The organism is Moraxella canis (assembly GCF_034424565.1).
In the GTDB taxonomy this organism is placed as follows: domain Bacteria; phylum Pseudomonadota; class Gammaproteobacteria; order Pseudomonadales; family Moraxellaceae; genus Moraxella; species Moraxella canis.
The window spans coordinates 1,132,417-1,153,091 of sequence record NZ_CP139961.1 but is presented as its reverse complement, the minus strand read 5'-3'; the positions used below and the strand labels follow the sequence as shown (position 1 = coordinate 1,153,091).

Below are 20,675 nucleotides of genomic sequence, written 5' to 3'. Positions count from 1 at the left end.
CTAATTTGTAGCTAATAAAAAAGCCAAGAATTGCTTGGCTTTTTGTTTGACCGCTAGCAGCGGCGGCATCAGCGTGAGTGATTAACTTAGCCTATCTGTCAGTCTTCCCTAAGTGCATCAACCAGCAGCGGCCATAGCGTCTGATAAGAGCGTCTAAATATATTCATGTGACCGATCTCATCAAAACCATAGTCGGCAGGATGAAGTTCATGATAGTGTACTTGAGCGTGCGGATATAAGGCAAAAAAATCAGACACATTCTCACGCGTTGCGATCTCATCATCCGTGGCATAAAAGGCATGGATCGGGCAGCTAATCTTGTCATGATAATCATCAAAGATGGTTTTGCCGATAGAGTATTTGATGTATTGACCGGTGTTACAAAACTCGCGCCATTGGCGAGCGACATGTTTGGGTAAGTTTTCGCCCATGCCGATGATTTTGGTCGCGCCATAGCCAAGCGTGCGACTTGACACCCGAAACAGCACCTCAAACATCAAAGGCGCCAAAAGCTTGGTGCGTCCGCTAAGCTTAGGCACATAGCCTGTTGAGCCTGCGACACTGATCAAGCGCGCCACTTTGTGATAATTATGCGCAACGCCCAAAAGCTGTGCGCCGGCACTGTGTCCGATGATCGCGACCTGCTCGGCACCGGTCATATCGGTCAGCTGATCAATCGCCGCAGGCAAGTCATACACGCCCCAATCGTCAATGCTTGCCTGACTGTCCTTAAGCGCACCGTGTAAAGATGCGCCAATGCCCCGAAAATCAAAGCAAAGCACATTATAGCCTTGGGCGCTCAGATGCTCAGCAAAAGCATAATAAAACCCTTGCTTAATGCCTGTGGCAGGGGCGATCAGCACAGGATAGGGTTGGGTTAAGCCCCCTGATCGATTAAAAAACGTGCCACCCAAAGTATAGCCGTCTTTGGCAGTAAATGTGATCTTTTGCATTATTTTTTCCATCCGTCCGCTGATCCATCAATCCATTAATTCACCAAGGTTAATCCATTCAGTCAGTTTATTATGACAAGTTGTTTATTAAAATCTAGGGCGATGATTGACCTGATAAGTCAATGATCCAAATCTCAGCTTGAGAGCCGATTCTAAGCGGCACGCCCCAAAACCCGTAGCCTGATGTCACCACTGCGTGCATATCACCCACTTTATCATAACCATATCCAATGCGATTGATGGCAGCGACGATCAAATTGGCAGGAAAAACCTGCCCTCGGTGCGTATGCCCCGAAAGCTGCAAATCAATCGGCAAACGGCTATTGATCTCAAGCTGACTTGGGCGATGATCGAGCAAAATCACAGGATGGCTGACATCTGCCATCGCCACCAACTCTGCCGTCGTTGCCCTGCTTTTATCGTGATCATCGATGCGTCCGATGATGGTTAGAGGCGTGCTTAGACCCCCTTTTGAGACGGTGATGGTCGTCACTTTATCATCCAGTAGGATCGAGCCTGCTTGCTGTATGGCTTGGATGATGTCATCTTGGGCGTGCGCACGATAAATGTCATGATTCCCCAAAGATGACACCGCCGCTGGGGCGCTGGCCACCACATCAGCAAAATGGCTCTCCATGCCTTCTTGGTGATAATAAATGACATCATCATCCATGATATCGCCAGGCATCAGCAGGACATCGACATGCTCATCTTTGAGCAATTTGGCAAGCTTATCAAGCTGCCGACTGCCCACCATCGCACCCAGGTGCAAATCACTCACCAGCGCAATGCGCACATCAGTTGGCATGGGCTTATCCAAAGTCAAGGAGAGATATTTGACTGTCGGGGTGTAAGCATGATAAACCCCTGACAGTATCAGTCCAATAAACACCAGTGGCGTGATGATTTTTGTGGGGCGATCGGCAGGTTTTTTTAGTGCCTTGAGCAGGCAATACACGCCCAAACCCACCGCCATCGCCATCATCAATACCCATAACACCGCTAAATACCCGATCGTCAGGCGAAAAATCCCAACAAACAATCCCACCAAAAACAGATTGCTGATCACAAAACACGCAATCATCAGACGGCGGCGCGGCTTGGGTGATAAAGACAGCCACCACCCCAAGCCACGCGCGGTAAGATGGGTAAAGATCTGAAGCAAAATTACAATGGTCGTTAAAAATACAATTCGCATCATCATCCCTTATGATAGCCGAAAAACTCAAGTGCTGTACGCGGTATAAATCCCAAATCAAACTGTCTTTTTTGATAATCATAATCAACAAAGCCAATGTGTCCGCCATGGGGCGTATCTAGTAGCACCACATCTTCTGAGACATCCGTCGGCTCTGCTGTCACGCCCAAAAATGGATCGTCTTTGGCGGTGATGATCAAGGTCGGGTGCTGTATGTGGCGCAGATGAGGCAGCGCAGAAGCTTGTCGATAATAGTCATTTTTTGAACGAAAGCCGTGACGCGGCGCGGTGAATACATTATCAAAATCAGCCATGCGCTTGGCAGACTTAAGCGCTGTGATCTCCTCGCTACTCAGCCGATTATCTAACGCTTTTTTGATGATGGGATTGAGCAGATAAGGGGTGTAGATGTGCCGCCCAAGTAAGCGCTCCATAGCAATCGACGCACTCGCCAAATCCACAGGTGCAGACACGACGACAGCACGCTTTGGGATGGCATCCACGCCGTATTCGCCCATGTATTTTGCCAAGGCGTTACCGCCAAGTGACACGCCGATGGCATAAATTGTGGTAAATTTTTGTTGTAACACTTGTAAATAATGCGCCAATTCAGCGGTATCTCCGGCATTATAAAATATCTTGCCTGATACCGCCACCCCGCCACAAGAGCGAAAATGCGCCACCACAAAATGCCATCCTTTGGCATGGATATGACTTGCCAATGTGCGTGCATAGTGGCTTTGGCTTGAGCCTTCCATGCCATGAAACAGCACCACGATGGGCGTGGTGTCCCTGCCATCCGCGCCCTTTTGTTCATCAGCCATCACATAATCAAACGCCACATCGCTTTGAGCGAGCGAATCTTTGATCAGTGTACGCTCATACTCAGGCATATTTTTGGCGACATAGCGCGGTAAGATGGTCTGTAAGTGTGCATTTCTAAGCCAAAGTGGTGGCAAAAAATCAGTTTTTGAAAATTGTACGGTCATAAAACACTCAAATGATATATCAATGATCCATTTATCAAGGACGAAGTTAAAAGTATTGCCTAAATCAAGCATCCCATCAGGCGGCAAAGGATGTTAAGCAACGCTTAGATGCACGATGACATCTCCTACGCCTGTCGCCTGCCGAAGTCCTTGGTTGCTTAGCACGATCTTGGCAGGGTATGTGCCATTGGGCGGGATTGTCAGCGTCAGGTCAATGGGCTCTGGCAGCTCAATGGCAGAGCCCTCTGATGCCTGCTTAGGGCTCAAAAAAATCACATAATTAACATCCAAGCTTTTAACATAAATACTCACAGGCTTGGTCTGGATGCCGACGCGCACCGGCGACCCATGACACTGCACAGTGATGATATCGCCATCACTAAGCCCCGATGGCAGGACTGCCTTAAAGTGCGTGCCCTGCCAATGGATCAATACCTCACCACCGTCATACACCGTATGCAGACCGATGGCGCAGGTTGTGTCATAGCCAATCTTAGCAGGCGCATCAGCAAACCTTTGCCATACGCGCCCAAAGTGCGCTGCTGCTCGCTGCGCCAGTTGACCCATGTGCTTGGTGCGATGCGCATCAAAGATAATGCGGTCAAATTTTTGCTTACCAAAATTCACCAGCGCGGCATTGGCAAGATGCCCAAACTCATGCCTAACTTCAGAAAATCTAGCGCGCTGCTGTGATAGCCACTGCTTTTGGCGAATTCTTGGCAGCTGTCTGTCGTACTGACGGCGCGCTTTGTCATCTTTTAAGACAGCATAGGCGGTGTTTAGCTGACGCACCATATCCTCATCTGAATCCACCTGACGGTCAGGGTGATGACGCGCGATCTGTTGGCGATAAGCACGCTTAATGGCAGCAGTATCGGCATCATCAGCCACGCCAAGTAAGCGATAATAATCCTGACTATGCACCCCTTTCATGATGATCTCACCCTGACAGCTCATCTTCTAGCACTTCAAGCTCAGCCATCGCCGTCAAAAGCTGCTCTTCGATATCGTCGATCTGTGACTTAAGTGTGCTTTGATGAGTTAATTTGTCTAATAATTCCGACTTATAAGCATCTTCGTACAGACGGGTATCAGACAGCTCATTTTCTATGATCACTAATGTATCGCTCAGCTTACCAAGCTGATCTTCAAGCTTGGTGATCTGTTTTCTTAGCGGCGCTGTCTGTTCGCGAATCTGCGCATTTTTTTTGCGGCGCTCTTCTTTACTTAGACCATCATTGACTGGCGTGCTTTGGCTGATATCGGTGCTTGGTGAGGGTGGTTTGTCTTGTTTTTGAGCGACTTGGCGCTCTTTTTTGGCTTGACGCAAATGCTCAGCATAATCCACCATATCCCCCACAAATTCTTCGGCGCGACCATCAGAAACCAGCAGCAGCTCATCGCACACCGACATGATCAAATCTCGATCATGCGACACCAAAATCAAAGCTCCCTCAAAGTCCTGCAGCGCCAGCATGAGCGCATTACGCATCTGTAGATCCAGATGGTTGGTTGGCTCATCAAGCACAAGCACATTGGGTCTTTGCCAAACAAGTAGCGCAAGCATTAATCTTGCGCGCTCACCGCCCGAAAACAAACGGCTTGGGGTGTCAATGCGCTCACCTCGAAAATCAAAGCTGCCCAAAAATGCGCGCAGATCGGCATCAGAGGTCTGACCCGCCAGTCGTCTTAGCATCACCATCGGCGTGGCATCGTCATCTAGGCTGTCCATCTGATGCTGATTAAAATAGCCAAGCTTTAGGGTTTCAGAGGCTTTATGTACACCACTGATGAGCACAAGCTCACCCACCAATGCCTTGATGAGCGTGGATTTGCCTGCGCCGTTTGCCCCCAAGATTCCCAAGCGCGCATTGGGCGTGATTTGTAGATTTACCCGACTGAGCATCGGCACGCCGTCATAGCCGATGACGGCATTATCCAAGCGAATCAGCGGAGATGCCATATGCGACGGTTCATAGAAGCGAAAACTAAACGCGCTGTCTGCCATCACAGGTGACAGCTCTGTCATGCGATCAAGCTGCTTGATGCGGCTTTGGGCTTGTTTGGCTTTGGTGGCTTTGGCGCGAAACCTGCGAATATAATCCTCAAGGTGTGCGCGCATCGCTTGCTGTTTTTCGTAGGCTTGCTGCTCTTGGGCGAGCCTGTCTGCGCGTGTGCGTACAAATTGGCTATAATTGCCTGTGTACATCGTGATGCGCCCCTGCTCAATGTGCAAAATATGCCCGCACACCGTATCCAAAAATGCCTGATCATGACTGATCAACAAAATCAGCCCCTCAAATTTTAATAACCATTCCTCCAACCAAAGAATGGCGTCCAAATCCAAGTGGTTGGTCGGCTCATCAAGCAGCAGCACATCAGCACGATGCATGAGCGTGCGTGCCAAATTTAGCCGCATTCGCCATCCACCGGAGAACATCGCCACTTGCCGATCATGATCAGATTCAGCAAAGCCAAGACCTGCCAAAATCATCGCCGCCTTAGCTCGCGTGCGATAGCCGTCAATCTCCTCAAAGCGCTGATAAATCGGGGCAATCTGCGCCTCACTCAGCTTGGCTTGGTTTTGGATCTGCTCATTGAGCTGCCACCATTCTGCATCACCTTCAAGCACATAGTCTAGTGCGCTCATGGCAGTTGCACTGACTTCCTGTGCCATGTGCGCAATCTGCCAAGACTCAGGCAGGCTGACACTGCCAACATCCGTCCCATGCTCACCCAAAATGGTCGCAAACAGCGTGGACTTGCCTGTGCCATTATTGCCTGTCAGACCAATTTTTTGACCCTTATGCAGCTGCAAAGTCACATCGCTAAATAGCAGCCTGCCGTCTCGGCGCACCGCCACATCTTTAAATTCTATCATCACAATTCATCTTGTAAAATTTCAGTCATTTTAGCATATTTTAGGAATTGCCCTTGTAAAAATTACACAGAATACCTATACTGTTAGTAAGCAAACTCAAGGATTATGGCTTGGATGATATCTTAATTTACCGAGCTTCTTAGCCAACATTCTTGAATGATGATTTTAAAAACTAAGGAAAAAATTATGGCACGTTTAACCGTAAACACCGTTGATTCAGCGCCCGAAAAAGCCAAAGAGCGCATTGAAATGGTTCAAAAAGCCAATGGCTTTGTCCCAAATCTGATCGGCGTCTTGGCAAACTCTCCGCAAGCGCTTGAGATGTATCAAGAAGTCGGCAAAATGAACAGCCGCAACAGCTTGACTGCCGAAGAAATCGAAGTGGTGCAGATCACGGCTGCTGCGCATAATGGCTGTGATTTTTGTGTGGCAGGTCACACCAAAATTGGCACCAAGCTTAAGATGCCTGAGACTGTACTCACTGCTTTGCGTGGTCGCACCGCCATCGATGACAATGAAAAATATCAAGCCCTAGCCCAGTTTACCATGCAGCTGATTGACAATCGTGGCAAGGTTTCTGATGATGAGCTTGCCGCTGTCAAGGCAGCTGGCTATACTGACCAAAATATCTTAGATGTAGTCATGGGCGTGGCACTGGCAACACTATGTAATTACGCCAATAATGTCGCCCAAAATGACATCAACCCAGAGCTGCAAGCATTTGCGCCGTGATTTATGATAATTTCTCAGCGCTGACCGATGGTGATTAGCGGAGACAAAAAGACCCTGGATGACATCCAAGGTCTTTTTGTCTCGGCCAAGCAATAAGAACAATTTAATAACCTGCTGCTAAGCCATCACTTCTTGGGTCAGTTGCCGCAGAAATCACACCGCTTTTACGATTAATATAAATCGCTCCAGCATGACCCATAGTGTCAGTATAATCATCCAAAACTTCTACAGGTTGACCCCGATCAGATAAGGTTTTTATCACATCATCCTTGATGCGACCTTCTAGTTTCAAAGAATTAGATTCTGCACCCCAAGTACGACCATACAGCCAGCGAGGAGCAGCAACCGCATCTTGCACACTCAATCCATAGTCAATAACACGAGTAGCAACTGCAGCTTGTGTTTGTGGTTGACCTTCTCCACCCATTGTACCATAGATTAGCACAGGATTTTTTGATTTATCCAAGATCATGGCAGCGTTCAAAGTGTGAAAAGTGCGTTTATTTGGCTCAAGATGATTAACATGGTTTGGGTCTAACGAAAAGAAGCTTCCACGGTTTTGCAACAGTACGCCTGTATTTTTAGCAACAATACCAGAACCAAAATCATGATAAATACTTTGGATTAATGAGACTGCATTACCATCCTTATCAATCACCCCAAGCCAAACCGTATCACCTTTGGGCTCTAGTGGTGGATTTTTACCAGCGGCACGTGTCATATCTATTCGAGCTGCTTGAGCTTTGCCATGATTGCTAGACAAAAGTTGTGCTGTAGGTATGGATGAAAAATCAGGGTCTGTTAAATAAGTATCACGATCAATAAACGCTTCCTTAGTCGCCTCAACCATCAAATGATAATAATCCGCTGATCCCTCTTCTACCTTTGATAGGTCAAAATTATTCAAGATATTCAAAATTGCCAGAGATGCCATACCCTGCGTGTTTGGTGGCAAATTATAAGCAGTATAACCTCTATAGGGCACAGACAATGGCGTAACCCAGTCAGCACGGTGATTAGCAAAGTCATTCAAGGTTAGGACACCGCCATTAGCTTGCAAATCAGCGACAATGTTTTTGGCAATACTGCCAGTATAAAATGCCGAAGCACCTTCTTTAGAAATGGTACTCAACGTGCGTGCCAAATCAGGCTGACGATGAATATCACCGATTTGATAAGAGCTACCATCTGGCTTTAAATATACACGTCGAAACTCATCAAAACGCTGTAAATTGCGAGCAACTTGATCCGTAGTATCAGTATTGATCTCTTGCCAGCGAGCAACAGATGGTGTTACAACATAGCCATTTTGAGCATAGCCGATCGCCTTATCAAATAACTGACTCCATGCCAATCCCTTATTATTAAAATGGCTTTGGGCAAAAGTATGAGCAGCATCCCAACCAGAAACGATTCCAGGCACAGTATTGGCAGCCAAATACCCTCTGCTAGGGATCTTGTCATAACCTTTAGATTTGTAAAAATCGATAGTTACTCCCTCTCCCGAGCGACCACTCGCATTGAGTGCATGTATCTGTTTGTTTTTAGAATCATAAATCAACCAAAAATTATCGCCGCCAATAGTATTCATTTGAGGATAAACCACGGCCAAAGTGGAAGCTGCCGCAATAGCAGCATCAACTGCATTACCACCCTTTTGTAAAATCTCAAGCCCTGCCTGCGTCGCTAAATGATTTGGCGTGGTGATGGCGGCGTTATTGACCATAGGGTTTTTGCAAGCAGATTCGGTTGCGCAATATTTACCAGTCGGTATCTCTGCCCATGCATAAGAAGCCGATAAACTTGCAGCAACAACACTCACTGCAAATAGTGATGAACTATTTTTCATACATACTCTCCAGTTGACTGAGCGTGTTTAGATTAATCATCAAATCAATCTTGATAATTATTGTTTATTCATAAGAATATATTTATATATCATAAAATTATCTTATGAATAATGCTTATTATAATAAATTATTCGAATTATTCAATATTATTATTAAAAAACATTATATATAATTTTAATAACCATCATAATTATGAAATTATATACGATAAATAAATTTAATAAATTCAATAAATTAAATAATTTATTTCTATTAATAATGAAAAAAAATTACTGACTTGTTAAATTTGTCAATATTTTAAAATGCCAATAGAAATAGAAATAATTATTCGTATTTAGAATAATTATTTCTATTTCTATTGGCATTATTGCGATGATTAGATAATTAAATTTCTAGACACTCGCTTATCACCATTAGAACAAAAAACAGACTACTAAAGAATGCAGTTAATATATCAAGCAATACATCTCTCTATATCATATATCACTTCAAACTCTATATATTCAAAATTAGAATAAGAAATTTGCCACTCATCTGCCTATAATAATCTATTTATTTAAATTTTTAAGCTTTTGCACCATTTGGGCTTTATATGCATTCGTTCGACTTGTGTTTTACCAATACTTTGTCTATTAATCCTGCTACCAACACCATTTTGGCGTGGCAATCACCCGATTTTCTTGATAATATCAGCCAATGCGCCGAACAACTCCTTGATCCCATCGCCATTGATAAGGGTTATTATCCTGTGGCTGAGATGGGTCAATTGGCAAAATTGGGGGCTTTTTCGGCGCATCTGTCAGCACAAGGCAGCCGCTTTGGCGATGCCATCCTTGCAACCGCTAAGATCTCTGAGACTTGCGGCACGACAGGGTTTTTGTCATGGTGTCATCAGGTATGTGCTTTGTATCTTGATCAATCGGATAATCACACCTTAAAATCTGAGATCCTAAACCGCCACGCACTGGGCGAAAGCTTCGGTGGGACAGCTTTGTCCAATCCGATGAAAACTTTTGCCAATATCGAATCGATGATTCTGCGTGCTCAGCGCGTCGATGGCGGCTATGTGGTGTCGGGCACGCTGCCGTGGATCAGTCACATTGCACCCAACCAATATTGCGGCGCGATTGCCAGCGTCGAGCATGGCGGTCGGGTTGAAAAAGACATTTTTTTCTTATTATCGTTTGATGAAGCGCGCAAAGGCAGCTGGCAGCTCAATCCTTGCCCAACATTTAGTGGTATGGAAGGCTCAAGCACTTGGCAAATCGCCTTAAATGACTACTTTGTTCCTGATGACAGCTTGATCGCTGACCCTGCCAAGCCTTTTATTGAGCGTGTGCGCGGGGCATTTGTGCTGATGCAGCTGGGCATCGGTGCCGGCATTATCCAAGGCGCGATCCATGATATCACGGCGGTAGAAGCTCAGCTTGGACATGTCAATCAGTTTTTGGAAGACCAAGCAGGGGCGCTACAAATTAAACTTGATGCTTTGGTTGAGCGGACTTTGACGCTTGCTAAGACACCTTTTGAGACCCACAAAGACTTTTTCTTAGAAGTGCTAGACACTCGTATCCAAGGCGCTGAGCTGTCACTACAAGCCACCCAAGCATCACTTTTACATCAAGGCGCCAAAGGCTATCTGATGAGCGCCAATCCGCAAAGACGCATTCGTGAAGCGCACTTTGTGGCGATCGTCACGCCTGCCATCAAGCATTTGCGCTATCTATCCCATCAATTATTGACCGAGAAATCTCCAAAATGAGCGATACACTTTCACATTCAGCCAAGCCAAATATGGATTCAAATAGCAATCCCACCGATGGGCGAGGACCTTGGAAGCAGTTTTTGTGTCGTGCGTGCGGCTGGATTTATGATGAACAATTGGGCGATCCTGATGGCGGGCTGCCTGCTGGCACGCGTTTTGAGGATATTCCCGAGGACTGGATGTGTCCTTTGTGCGGCGTCACTAAGCGAGACTTTGAGCCATTTGTCAGCCGAGACGAAGTAGCCGCCCCCTTGATCAGTCGCCACGGCGAGACTGGCATCATCGTCATCGGCGGCGGCACGGCAGGCTGGACAGCCATCGAAGCGCTAAGAAAGCTAAATGACACCCTGCCCATCACCTTAATCACAAGCGACTCAGGCGATCGCTATATGAAGCCGCAGCTTTCTATTGCCATCAGCCAAAACAAAACGCCTGATGTGCTCATCACCAAAAAAGCTGCCGATTTGGCACAGGCGCTCAATGTCACTTTGGTTGCCCAAACCTTTGTACTAAGCATCGATACCCATGAGCGCACAGTGCGCACCACGCGCGGTAATTTTGGCTTCCAAAAACTGATCCTTGCCACAGGGGCAGCGCCGATGTTGCCACCAAGCCTGCCTGCTGAGTATGTGTGGCGCGTCAATCACATTGATATGTTTGCCAAACTCCAAGCAAAACTCATCGCCAAACCCAATCAGCGCATCGCCATCGTCGGTGCAGGCATGATCGGCACAGAGATCGCCGAAGACATCGCCAAAGCAGGTCATCAAGTGACACTGATCAATCGAGACAGCCTACCGATGGCAGAGATTTTGCCTGCTATCGGCGGTGAGCGCCTGCGTGATGCGCTCTTGGGGATTGGCATTGACTATATTGGCGATGCTCATATCACAGGCATCAGCCCCCAAGATGATGGCTATGTGATTACTTACAATAATCAAACGCTCTACGCCGATGAGATCATCGCAAGTACAGGTCTTGTATTGGATGATCGTCTTGCCAAAGGTGCAGGCATCGAGCACATTCGCTGCGGTATCGTGGTCAATCCAAAGACACTACAAACCTCTCATCCTGCCATCTATGCCATCGGCGACTGTATCGCCATTGATGATAAGCCGTGCCGATTTGTCGCGCCCTTGCGTGAGCAGGCTGCCGCCATCGCACATCACATCAGTGATATGGCGCACGCAGGCTATCAGCATAAGTCGCCTTTAATACGCCTAAAAACCAAGTCCATCATCGTCTCTGCCACTGGTGAGATTGATCAAGCCAAAGACTGGCAAGTACAAGAAGATACCAACGATCAGCTGATTCTCACCCAAAGCAGCGATGGCATCATCACCGCCAAAATCGAAATGAAAACATCGCCCTAAACCAATCAAACATCAGATCAAGCCATCTGCCGCCCAACCAAAAACGGCGCGGCGCTTGATCTTCTTATGAGTTTATAGTGTATCATGTCAAATATTTTTCACCCCGACGACGCCGACAAGCCGCTCAATTTTGGCTGCCGCTGCGGCAAACATAGCAGCCAAAGCCAGTGTGATGACATGCTGTCTTTGGATGATCGCTTTGAGCGTGTCTCTGATCACAGCCGTATTGAGCATACCCAGACCGATTTTATTGAAGCGGTGGCGATCAAGGCTTTATTTCCCCATGAGCCGACGCGCCGCGCGTTTTTTAAGACCGTCGGTAAAGGCACCGCTTTGGCAGCGATTGCCAGTGTCTTACCCATAGCAGCGCTCCAAGAAGCCGCCGCCATTGACACGCTTAAACCCGAAAAAAAGTCGGTGGATATTGGCTTTTTGCCCATTTTATGCTCAACGCCGCTCATCATGGCAGATCCACTTGGCTACTATGAAGAACAAGGTATCAAAGCCAATTTATTAAAACGGGCAGGCTGGGCGCTGGTACGCGATCAGATGATGAACCGAGAACTGGACGCTGCGCATTTTTTGGCACCGATGCCAATCGCCATCAATCTTGGACTTGGTTCAGCCAAGCAAGATATGAAAGTTGCCGCCATCCAAAACACCAATGGTCAAGCGCTCGTCATGGCACTAAAGCATAAGGACAACCGCGATCCAAGAAACTGGAAAGGCTTCACCTTTGCCATCCCATTTGAGCACAGCATCCATAATTATCTGCTGCGCTACTTTTTGGCAGAGCATGGGCTAGATCCTGATAAAGATGTCAAACTGCGCCTGACCACGCCGCCTGATATGATCGCTAATCTCAAAGCAGGTAATATTGATGGGTTTTTTGGTCCTGAGCCATTCAATCAGCGCGCGGTTTGGGATAAGGCAGGCTATATCCATACGCTGTCACGCGATATTTGGAATGGTCATCCGTGCTGCTCGTTTGGAACATCTCAAAGCTTTATTAATGATCATCCCCAAACTTTTTTGGCGATGTATCGCGCCATCATCAAAGCCAATGTGATGGCAAATGAGCCAAGCATCCGTAAAGACTTATCCAAGCTGCTCTCGCCTGCCAATTATCTCAATCAGCCTGAACTGGTGCTGCGCCAATCCATCATGGGGCGTTTTGCTGATGGGGTGGATAATGTCCAAGATGTGCCTGATCGCATGGGCTTTGATGTGATGCCGTGGTACTCGGTGGCAGCTTGGATGATGACTCAGATGAAGCGATGGGGCTATGTCACGGATGATATCAATTATCAAGACATCGCAAGCCAAGTATTTATGCTCACCGATGCCAAACAACAAATGCAAGCCATGGGCTACACCGTCAAAGCAGATGAACCAAAAATCATCGTCATGGGCAAAGCGTTCGATGCCGCCGATCCTGATGCGTATTTGGATTCATTTGCCATCGGGCACAAATCCACAGCATCTATAGGGGAATGACATGGCGCATAAACCGTTATCCACCAAAGCCAAAGGCTATCTGCTATCATTACTCATCGTCTTGAGCGTGATTGGCATTTGGCACGCCGCCACCTTGCCGAAGCAGATCACCGCACCCACCGATCCTTTGCGCTTAGAGTACAGTATTTTGATGGGTGATATTCCTGAATTTACCGAGCCTGGGGCGGTGGTCGCCACCCAAAAAAGCGAATTTCCAAGCCCAACAGACTTTGGCAAGACCGCATGGGGGCACATCTCCGACCCATTTTATGACAGAGGCTTGAATGATAAAGGCATCGGCATACAGCTTGGCTACTCCATTGGGCGTGTGCTGCTTGGATTTTTCTTAGCGATGGTGGTGGCGATTCCTTTGGGCTATGCCATCGGTATGTCGCCTGTGCTTGGCAGTGCCGCCACACCTTTTGTGCAGATCTTAAAGCCCATCTCGCCACTGGCGTGGATGCCGATTGCGCTTTATACGATTAAAGATTCTAACGCATCGAGCATTTTTGTGATTTTTATTTGTTCGATTTGGCCAATGCTCACCAACACAGCCTTTGGCGTGGCGTCCGTTCGCCGAGAGTGGCGCAATGTCGCCAAGACACTTGAGCTATCGCCCCTAAAGACCGCCACCAAAATCGTCATCCCTGCCGCTGCGCCCACCATCGTCACAGGCATGCGCATCTCCATGGGGATCGCATGGCTTGTGATCGTGGCTGCTGAGATGCTTGTCGGTGGCACGGGGATTGGTTATTTTGTGTGGAATCAGTGGAATAATTTATCGCTTGCCAATGTGATTTTTGCGGTGCTGCTCATTGGTCTTGTGGGTATGATTTTGGATATGTTGTTTGGGATATTACAAAAAAAGGTGAGTTATGTTGAATGATCAAACCACATCGCCGCTGATTGAGGTCAAGGCGCTCACCAAACGCTACGGCGATGGCGAAAATGTCTTTGAAAATGTCAATTTTGACATCCAAAAAAACGAATTCATCTGTCTTATCGGTCATTCAGGCTGCGGTAAGTCCACCATCTTAAATGCTTTGGCAGGGCTTGAGACGGCAAGTTTTGGTGAGATTTTGATGTATGATAAGCCAGTCACCCAACCTTCGCTTGAGCGTGGTGTGGTGTTCCAAAGTCATGCGCTGCTGCCTTGGCTGACTGTCGGTGAGAACATCGGTTTTGCACTCAAAGCCAAAACGCCAAATCTCTCAGCTACCCAAATGAACGATCAAATCGACTTTTATTTGGGCATGGTTGGGCTTGCCAAAGTCAAAGACAAAAAACCAAGCCAATTATCAGGCGGTATGAAGCAGCGCGTGGGCATCGCGCGCGCTTTTGCGACCAAGCCTGAGCTTTTGCTGATGGATGAGCCTTTTGGGGCGCTTGATGCGCTGACTCGCGGTGTCATTCAAGATGAGCTTGTCAATATCGTTGAGGACACCCATCAGACAGTGTTTATGATTACACATGACATTGACGAGGCGATTTTATTGGCTGATCGCATTTTTTTGATGAGTAATGGTCCTCGGGCATTTTTGGCAGAAATTGTTGAAAATACCATTCCCAAGCCGCGCCACCGCGATAACATTCACCACCACCATCAATATTACAAAATTCGCAATCATTTGCTTGATTTTTTGGTGCATCGCAGTAAGGCGCTGCAGCAGTCGCCTGAACGCCCCGAAAGACCCAAAGTGATTAATTTTAATCATGCTGAGTGGGATGGTCTGTAAGTCATCCTTTGGCTTGGTGTGGGCTTGGATCGCTCGGCGACTTTGACAGATATTTATGAATTAAGGTTTATTTTCACCCTCAAAACCTTGTATAATCGACAGTCGGTCTTATTTAAATAGACACCCTCTTTCACTTGATAAGGTTAATTTGACCTCCTCCCCTAGCTAAAGCAAGGGGATTCCCAATATCGCTACTGGGTGTTTCCTAATTCAACGAGATTGGCTTATGCAGACTAACTACACAAGACTGACATTCTCTCCAAAGGCAAGCCCCGCAAGCCCTGCGGTTAATATGTTTTTGGCGGCATTGACATCACGGTCATGGGTAGTCTTGCATTCAGGGCAATCCCAATGGCGAGTATCAAGGCGTAAAAAAGGCAAAGTGTATCCACAATTACAGCAGCGTTTAGAGCTTGGAAAGAATTGGTCAATTTTGACCACAGTCCGCCCAGCCCAATCAGCTTTGTATTCTAATTGTTGGATAAGCTTACCCCAACTTGCATCCACAATATGCTTGGCAAGCCTGGGATTGTTAATCATGTTTTTTACACGCAGCGTTTCAACACAAATCACTTGGTTATCGTTGATTAATTTGCAAGATAACTTGTGCAAGTTATCTAATCGACAATCTAAGATTTTGGCATGAATACGAGCTACTTTCATTCTTGCTTTGGCGCGATTAGCCGAACCGAGTTTTTTGCGACTCAAGGCTTTTTGAGCCTTAGCAAGTTTGGTAGCGTATTTGGCTGTCAGACGAGGATTGTCAATTTTAAGACCACTGTCGGTAACAAACATATGTTTAATGCCAACATCAATACCAACGGCGGTATCAGATTTTGGCAAAATTTGATTATCAAATTCACACAAGCACGACACAAAATATCGTCCTGCACAGTCTTTAGTGATTGTGATGGTACTTGGCTTGCTTGGCAGATGCCTAGACCAACGAACATGAAGCGGTTGTTTGCTTTTGGCAATAAAAAGCTGACCGTCTGTGTATTTAAAAGCACTTTTGGTAAATTCAGCCGATTGCTTGTGAGTTTTCTTTTTGAATGTTGGGTATTTAGCACGACCCTCAAAGAAGTTTTTAAAGGCGGTTTGTTGATGTCTAAGTACTTGCTGGATGGGAACACACGAAACATCATTCAAAAAAGCAAATTGAGGTTGTTTTTTAAGCCAAGTCAATCTGGCATTGGCTTGAATATAGCCAATTTTAGTTTTGCTTTGGTCGTATTCATCAGTACGCCAACGCAAAATCGTGTTATAGACAAACCGCACACAGCCAAAGGTTTGAGCAAGCAGTTTGGCTTGTTCATCAGTTGGGTAAAAGCGAAATTTGTAGGCACGATGTTTCATAGCTCACATTTTATCATTAAAATGTGAAATATCAATTTAACAACACAGCGTTTCCTCCATGCCTTAAAGTGCATGGTTTCCACGCTAGGAGGATTTGATGAATACAGGTCTTACCCTCACGGATAATGCAGCTGCCAAGCTTGCCAAGCTAAAACACGCCGAAGGCAACGATGCCTTGATGCTACGCGTCTATGTGACAGGTGGCGGCTGTTCGGGGTTTAGCTATGGGTTTGATTTTGCCGAAGAGCTTGGCGAAGATGACGCGACTTTTGATAATGGGTCAGAGATTTTGGTCGTGGATGCCTTAAGCTATCAATATTTGGTCGGCTCAACCATCGACTACACCGAAGGCTTGGAAGGTTCGCGCTTTATTGTCAATAATCCAAACGCCACCACCACTTGCGGCTGCGGCTCATCGTTTTCTATTTAGCCGCTTAAGTCCAGTGGCTTTGCCGTCTTTATAGATGGCGCACCTGCCTGCTTGGCACAAATAATTTTGCCAACTTAGGCGCTTGGATTTATAATACCAGTATCATGCGCTCATGCTGAAGATTCAGCAGGGCGCTCCCTGACACCAATCAAGTATCCGCCATGACACCTACTTTTACACTACCTTCTTGGTTTACACCCAATCTTGTTGCAGGGATGCAGCGTGGCATCGAAAAAGAAGGGCTAAGAATGCAGCCTGATGGCTATTCTGCCAAGACTTTTCATCCCGCTAAGCTCGGCTCAAAGCTGACACATCCTTATATCACCACCGACTATTCTGAAAATCTTTTGGAGCTGATCACCGACCCCATGCCATCGATCAAAGAGGCGCTGGACATGCTGCGTGATCTGCATGTTTTGGTGCATCGCAGTTTAGAAAATGATGAGCTGATGTGGCCGCTATCTATGCCGTGCATGACGTCTGATACCGACAGCGACATCCCATTGGCGGACTATGGCTCATCCAATATCGGCAAGCTCAAGACATTGTACCGATCAGGGCTTGGGGTGCGCTATGGACGCAAGATGCAGACCATTGCAGGGCTTCACTACAATTTGTCTGTGGGCGATGATTTGTTTGGGGCGTGGCAGCGTGCCGAAGGTGCAGAGGATTTGAGCGCCTTTAAAAATGATAAATATTTGGCATTGATTCGTAATTTTAAGCGATTGACGCCTTTGGTGCTGTATCTGCTCGGCGCAAGTCCTGCGGTGTGTGGTACTTTTGTGAGTGGACGCGAACATCATTTGATTCCGCTTGGCACCACTTGTAGCTACCATCAGCCAAACGGCACCAGTCTGCGCATGGGCAAGCTTGGCTACACCAACAGCGTCCAAGAAGACTTAGACATTCGCTACAATCATTTGGATGAATACATTCAAGGCTTAAGAAAAGCCATCGGCACACCGTATGCTGATTTTCAGAACATCGGCGTGGATGATGCCGATGGCACACCGATTCAGATTAATAGCCACATTCTGCAAATCGAAAATGAGTACTATAGCCCCATCCGCCCAAAACAGACCACTCAAGGATCCGAAACGCCCACCCAAGCACTTGCTGCGCGCGGCATCGCTTATGTGGAATTTCGTGCCATTGATCTTGATCCTTATTCTGACATCGGCATCACGGTCGCGACGGCGTGCTTTTTGGAAATATTGGCGCTGTATTGCCTGCTGACCGACTCGCCTTATCTGATGCCCGAAGAAGAAAAGCGGCTAAATCAAAACATCGACACTGTGGTCAATCATGGCAGACAAGCTGGCATCACCATCACCACTGATCTTGGCGAACAAAATCTGCATGACTGGATCGTGCATCATCTCACCCAAATGCAAGTCATCGCTGACGCCTTTGATGCGCATCATGGCGGCAATGAATATCGCACCGCCTTGACGATGATGCAAGGCAAGGCGACCAATACAGACTTTACCTTATCCGCCCAAATTATCGCTGACTCGCATCGAGTCGGTGGTACATGGGCACTGGGTAAGCTGCTTGCCCAAAAGCACCACCGCGAACTGCTGTCTCATGCGCTTAGCTGTGCTGATGAAGCAAGATTTGATGAAATAGCACAAAACTCCCTCGTAGAGCAGGCGCGATTGGAAGCGGCAGATACGATGAGTTTTTATGAGTACATTCAAGCCTATCGCTAAACCCCATTACTGATAAGCTTGGCGCGATCATCAGGCATGAGATGCAGATTGTACTGATCTTTTGGATGATTTGCCAAGCTTTAATATGACATTGACCAACAGGACGAGCTTACCATGAATACGCTCAGTTACCGCCTATTGAATTTGATCTTATCGCTGATGATGATGGTCGGCAGCGTCTACGCCATCGGCTATCTACAAAATCATTTGATGCTAGACCCTTGTCCTTTATGCATTTTTCAGCGGATTGGACTTTGGGTGATGGGTCTGTTTGCCCTGCTGGCTGCGATCATCAATCCAAGACAAAAAGCGGTGCGCTTGATACTTTGGCTTGGGAGTATGGCAGGCACGCTTTGGGGGCTTGGCGTGGCGGCGCGCCATACTTGGATTCACTATGTCCCCTCAGCTGAGCCGCCCGCCTGCGGACCAGGGCTTGAGTACTGGGTGCAGACCATGCCCATGTCAGAGGTACTCACGACCGTGCTTAGAGGCAACGGCGATTGCGGGCTGATTGATTGGACCTTTATGGGACTGTCTATTCCTGCACAGGCGCTGATTTTATTCACTGTCATTGCTTTGATTCAATTGGTTATTTTGAATAAAATTTTAAATAATCATCGCTAAATACATAGTTTATATCAAATGTTTGGGCTTTGAGGCATTCACACGGCAGCGCCCGAGGCTTTGGTATAATAAAAATATTGCTACTAAGGGTTATCATGCACATTCATATTCTAGGCATCTGCGGTACTTTTATGGGCTCGCTGGCGCTATTGGCTCGAGATTTGGGTCATACGGTGACTGGCTCTGATACCAACATCTATCCACCGATGAGCACTCAGCTTGCTGAGGCTGGCGTGGAGATTTTGGAGGGTTATAAAGCAGAGCATTTGATGCCTGCGCCTGATTTGGTCGTGGTGGGTAATGCCTGTAAGCGCGGCATGGAGGCGGTGGAGTATATGCTCAATGAGCGCCTGCCTTATACTTCAGGTCCGCAGTTTTTGTATGAAACAATTCTCAAAGATCGTCATGTCTTGGCGGTGGCAGGTACGCACGGCAAGACCACCACAACCACCATGCTGGCTTGGATATTGCAGTTCTCAAAGATTGATACGGGTTTTTTGATCGGTGGTGTGCCACTGGTAACTACCGCCGATGATTGCCTGAAGACAGCTTTTGCGCACAGTGCTCACTTGGGCGAGCGGTATTTTGTGATTGAGGCAGATGAGTATGATTCTGCATTTTTTGATAAACGCTCAAAATTTGTGCACTATCGACCAGTGACAGCGATTTTAAATAATTTAGAATATGACCACGCGGACATCTTTGCAGATCTTGATGCCATCCAAACCCAGTTTCATCATATGATTCGCATGATACCGGCAGACGGTCAGATCATCATGCCAGCAGACACCCCAAGCCTAGAGGAGACGCTGGATAAAGGCGTGTGGACGCCTGTGGTGCGCACCCGCCTAAATGGCGATAATGACGACAATGGCGACGCTGAGTGGCAAGCCAAACTTGGTGCTGAGGACGGCTCATCTTTTGAGGTGCGTCATGGGGATGACTGCGCGTCCGTGACTTGGTCGATGAGTGGGCTGCATAATGTCAATAATGGTCTGGCTGCCATCGCTGCAGCGCACCACATCGGTGTGTCGGTTGAGGCGGCTTGTCATGCGCTGTCACAGTTTGGAGGCATTAAGCGGCGCATGGAGCTGATCGGTGATGTCGATGACATTTTGGTGTTTGATGATTTTGCACACCACCCAACCGCCATCAGTAGCACGCTTGATGGTGCCAAAAAGCGCTATGGTGATCGGCGCATTTGGGCGGTCATCGAACCGCGCTCAAATACAATGAAGCTTGGCAGCCATCGCCCACATTTGGCACCTTCGGCTGCCGTAGCAGATCAGGTCATCTGGTATGAGCCCAAAGGACTGACTTGGGGGCTCAAAGAAGCGATCGGTGATGCGCCAAATCAGCTTGTGCTAGACAGCGTCGATGCCATCTTAAGCCACCTAAAAACGCACGCCAAGGCAGGTGATGCGATCATCATCATGTCTAACGGCGGCTTTGAGGGTATCCACGGACGCCTGGTGGATACTCTTAGCCAGCCTTGATAGCCAAGGCGGACTAATAACCAAGCCCTGCATCAAAAGGCTATCAGATCTTAGTGATAAAACCTGATAGCCTTCGCGCAATA

The 20,675-nt window shown here is 47.3% G+C and carries 17 protein-coding genes; 10 read left to right on the top strand and 7 right to left on the bottom strand.

Features of this window, described 5'->3' with window-relative positions; translation table 11 throughout:
• Positions 1-98: 98 nt before the first annotated feature.
• The 5 genes from U0021_RS05175 to U0021_RS05155 all read right to left on the bottom strand — a co-directional run bounded on the left by U0021_RS05175 (position 99) and on the right by U0021_RS05155 (position 6,021).
• Positions 99-953 carry an alpha/beta hydrolase family protein gene (locus U0021_RS05175; RefSeq protein WP_114800697.1) on the bottom strand — a complete coding sequence of 285 codons (855 nt, stop codon included), beginning with the start codon at positions 951-953 and terminating at the stop codon, positions 99-101.
• A 94-nt stretch (positions 954-1,047) separates the two neighbouring features.
• Positions 1,048-2,151, bottom strand: a complete 1,104-nt coding sequence (locus U0021_RS05170; RefSeq protein ID WP_162816814.1) for a metallophosphoesterase — start codon at positions 2,149-2,151, stop codon at positions 1,048-1,050.
• A gap of 2 nt (positions 2,152-2,153) precedes the next feature.
• Positions 2,154-3,140 carry a YheT family hydrolase gene (locus U0021_RS05165; RefSeq protein WP_114800714.1) on the bottom strand — a complete coding sequence of 329 codons (987 nt, stop codon included), beginning with the start codon at positions 3,138-3,140 and terminating at the stop codon, positions 2,154-2,156.
• A gap of 93 nt (positions 3,141-3,233) precedes the next feature.
• Positions 3,234-4,073 (bottom strand): J domain-containing protein, encoded by an 840-nt coding sequence (locus tag U0021_RS05160; protein ID WP_114800715.1) that lies wholly within the window; start codon positions 4,071-4,073, stop codon positions 3,234-3,236.
• Positions 4,074-4,080: 7 nt separating this feature from the next.
• A complete protein-coding gene (locus tag U0021_RS05155; RefSeq protein WP_114800699.1) occupies positions 4,081-6,021 on the bottom strand; it encodes an ATP-binding cassette domain-containing protein in 1,941 nt (646 codons plus the stop codon).
• 186 nt (positions 6,022-6,207) lie between these two features.
• Between U0021_RS05155 and U0021_RS05150 the strand changes: the two genes are divergently transcribed.
• Entirely contained in the window at positions 6,208-6,753 is a 546-nt protein-coding gene (locus U0021_RS05150) for a carboxymuconolactone decarboxylase family protein (protein ID WP_078255916.1), read from the top strand.
• A gap of 103 nt (positions 6,754-6,856) precedes the next feature.
• Here U0021_RS05150 and ggt read toward each other — a convergent pair whose 3' ends face one another.
• A complete protein-coding gene (gene ggt / locus U0021_RS05145) occupies positions 6,857-8,602 on the bottom strand; it encodes a gamma-glutamyltransferase (protein ID WP_114800700.1) in 1,746 nt (581 codons plus the stop codon).
• A 593-nt stretch (positions 8,603-9,195) separates the two neighbouring features.
• Here ggt and U0021_RS05140 point away from each other — a divergent pair.
• From U0021_RS05140 to U0021_RS05120, 5 genes are all read left to right on the top strand, one after another.
• Positions 9,196-10,365, top strand: a complete 1,170-nt coding sequence (locus U0021_RS05140; protein ID WP_114800701.1) for an acyl-CoA dehydrogenase family protein — start codon at positions 9,196-9,198, stop codon at positions 10,363-10,365.
• A complete protein-coding gene (locus tag U0021_RS05135; protein ID WP_114800702.1) occupies positions 10,362-11,741 on the top strand; it encodes an FAD-dependent oxidoreductase in 1,380 nt (459 codons plus the stop codon). Before U0021_RS05140 ends, U0021_RS05135 begins: the two co-directional genes overlap by 4 nt.
• Before the next feature lie 84 nt (positions 11,742-11,825).
• A complete protein-coding gene (locus U0021_RS05130) occupies positions 11,826-13,238 on the top strand; it encodes a CmpA/NrtA family ABC transporter substrate-binding protein (RefSeq protein WP_114800703.1) in 1,413 nt (470 codons plus the stop codon).
• A gap of 1 nt (position 13,239) precedes the next feature.
• Entirely contained in the window at positions 13,240-14,124 is an 885-nt protein-coding gene (gene ntrB, locus U0021_RS05125; protein ID WP_049238018.1) for a nitrate ABC transporter permease, read from the top strand.
• Positions 14,114-14,974 (top strand): ABC transporter ATP-binding protein, encoded by an 861-nt coding sequence (locus U0021_RS05120; RefSeq protein WP_049238017.1) that lies wholly within the window; start codon positions 14,114-14,116, stop codon positions 14,972-14,974. Before ntrB ends, U0021_RS05120 begins: the two co-directional genes overlap by 11 nt.
• 237 nt (positions 14,975-15,211) lie before the next feature.
• Here U0021_RS05120 and U0021_RS05115 read toward each other — a convergent pair whose 3' ends face one another.
• A complete protein-coding gene (locus tag U0021_RS05115; protein ID WP_114800704.1) occupies positions 15,212-16,330 on the bottom strand; it encodes an RNA-guided endonuclease InsQ/TnpB family protein in 1,119 nt (372 codons plus the stop codon).
• A 97-nt stretch (positions 16,331-16,427) separates the two neighbouring features.
• Here U0021_RS05115 and erpA point away from each other — a divergent pair, with 97 nt between their 5' ends.
• The 4 genes from erpA to mpl all read left to right on the top strand — a co-directional run bounded on the left by erpA (position 16,428) and on the right by mpl (position 20,592).
• On the top strand, positions 16,428-16,760 hold the full coding sequence (gene erpA, locus U0021_RS05110; RefSeq protein ID WP_049238016.1) for an iron-sulfur cluster insertion protein ErpA: 333 nt from the start codon (positions 16,428-16,430) through the stop codon (positions 16,758-16,760).
• Positions 16,761-16,921: 161 nt separating this feature from the next.
• On the top strand, positions 16,922-18,472 hold the full coding sequence (gene gshA, locus U0021_RS05105; protein WP_049238257.1) for a glutamate--cysteine ligase: 1,551 nt from the start codon (positions 16,922-16,924) through the stop codon (positions 18,470-18,472).
• A gap of 114 nt (positions 18,473-18,586) precedes the next feature.
• Positions 18,587-19,096: a disulfide bond formation protein B gene (locus tag U0021_RS05100; protein WP_114800705.1), complete on the top strand. Its 510-nt coding sequence runs from the start codon at positions 18,587-18,589 to the stop codon at positions 19,094-19,096.
• Between the two features lie 95 nt (positions 19,097-19,191).
• On the top strand, positions 19,192-20,592 hold the full coding sequence (gene mpl, locus U0021_RS05095) for a UDP-N-acetylmuramate:L-alanyl-gamma-D-glutamyl-meso-diaminopimelate ligase (protein WP_114800706.1): 1,401 nt from the start codon (positions 19,192-19,194) through the stop codon (positions 20,590-20,592).
• The last annotated feature ends 83 nt before the right edge of the window (positions 20,593-20,675 follow it).

What these genes read in the sequence shown, in the direction of transcription:
- U0021_RS05175 (WP_114800697.1), bottom strand. Translation starts at nt 953, where the DNA reads ATGCAAAAGATCACATTTACTGCCAAAGACGGCTATACTTTGGGTGGC.
- U0021_RS05170 (WP_162816814.1), bottom strand. Translation starts at nt 2,151, where the DNA reads ATGCGAATTGTATTTTTAACGACCATTGTAATTTTGCTTCAGATCTTT.
- U0021_RS05165 (WP_114800714.1), bottom strand. Translation starts at nt 3,140, where the DNA reads ATGACCGTACAATTTTCAAAAACTGATTTTTTGCCACCACTTTGGCTT.
- U0021_RS05160 (WP_114800715.1), bottom strand. Translation starts at nt 4,073, where the DNA reads ATGAAAGGGGTGCATAGTCAGGATTATTATCGCTTACTTGGCGTGGCT.
- U0021_RS05155 (WP_114800699.1), bottom strand. Translation starts at nt 6,021, where the DNA reads ATGATAGAATTTAAAGATGTGGCGGTGCGCCGAGACGGCAGGCTGCTA.
- U0021_RS05150 (WP_078255916.1), top strand. Translation starts at nt 6,208, where the DNA reads ATGGCACGTTTAACCGTAAACACCGTTGATTCAGCGCCCGAAAAAGCC.
- ggt (WP_114800700.1), bottom strand. Translation starts at nt 8,602, where the DNA reads ATGAAAAATAGTTCATCACTATTTGCAGTGAGTGTTGTTGCTGCAAGT.
- U0021_RS05140 (WP_114800701.1), top strand. Translation starts at nt 9,196, where the DNA reads ATGCATTCGTTCGACTTGTGTTTTACCAATACTTTGTCTATTAATCCT.
- U0021_RS05135 (WP_114800702.1), top strand. Translation starts at nt 10,362, where the DNA reads ATGAGCGATACACTTTCACATTCAGCCAAGCCAAATATGGATTCAAAT.
- U0021_RS05130 (WP_114800703.1), top strand. Translation starts at nt 11,826, where the DNA reads ATGTCAAATATTTTTCACCCCGACGACGCCGACAAGCCGCTCAATTTT.
- ntrB (WP_049238018.1), top strand. Translation starts at nt 13,240, where the DNA reads ATGGCGCATAAACCGTTATCCACCAAAGCCAAAGGCTATCTGCTATCA.
- U0021_RS05120 (WP_049238017.1), top strand. Translation starts at nt 14,114, where the DNA reads ATGTTGAATGATCAAACCACATCGCCGCTGATTGAGGTCAAGGCGCTC.
- U0021_RS05115 (WP_114800704.1), bottom strand. Translation starts at nt 16,330, where the DNA reads ATGAAACATCGTGCCTACAAATTTCGCTTTTACCCAACTGATGAACAA.
- erpA (WP_049238016.1), top strand. Translation starts at nt 16,428, where the DNA reads ATGAATACAGGTCTTACCCTCACGGATAATGCAGCTGCCAAGCTTGCC.
- gshA (WP_049238257.1), top strand. Translation starts at nt 16,922, where the DNA reads ATGACACCTACTTTTACACTACCTTCTTGGTTTACACCCAATCTTGTT.
- U0021_RS05100 (WP_114800705.1), top strand. Translation starts at nt 18,587, where the DNA reads ATGAATACGCTCAGTTACCGCCTATTGAATTTGATCTTATCGCTGATG.
- mpl (WP_114800706.1), top strand. Translation starts at nt 19,192, where the DNA reads ATGCACATTCATATTCTAGGCATCTGCGGTACTTTTATGGGCTCGCTG.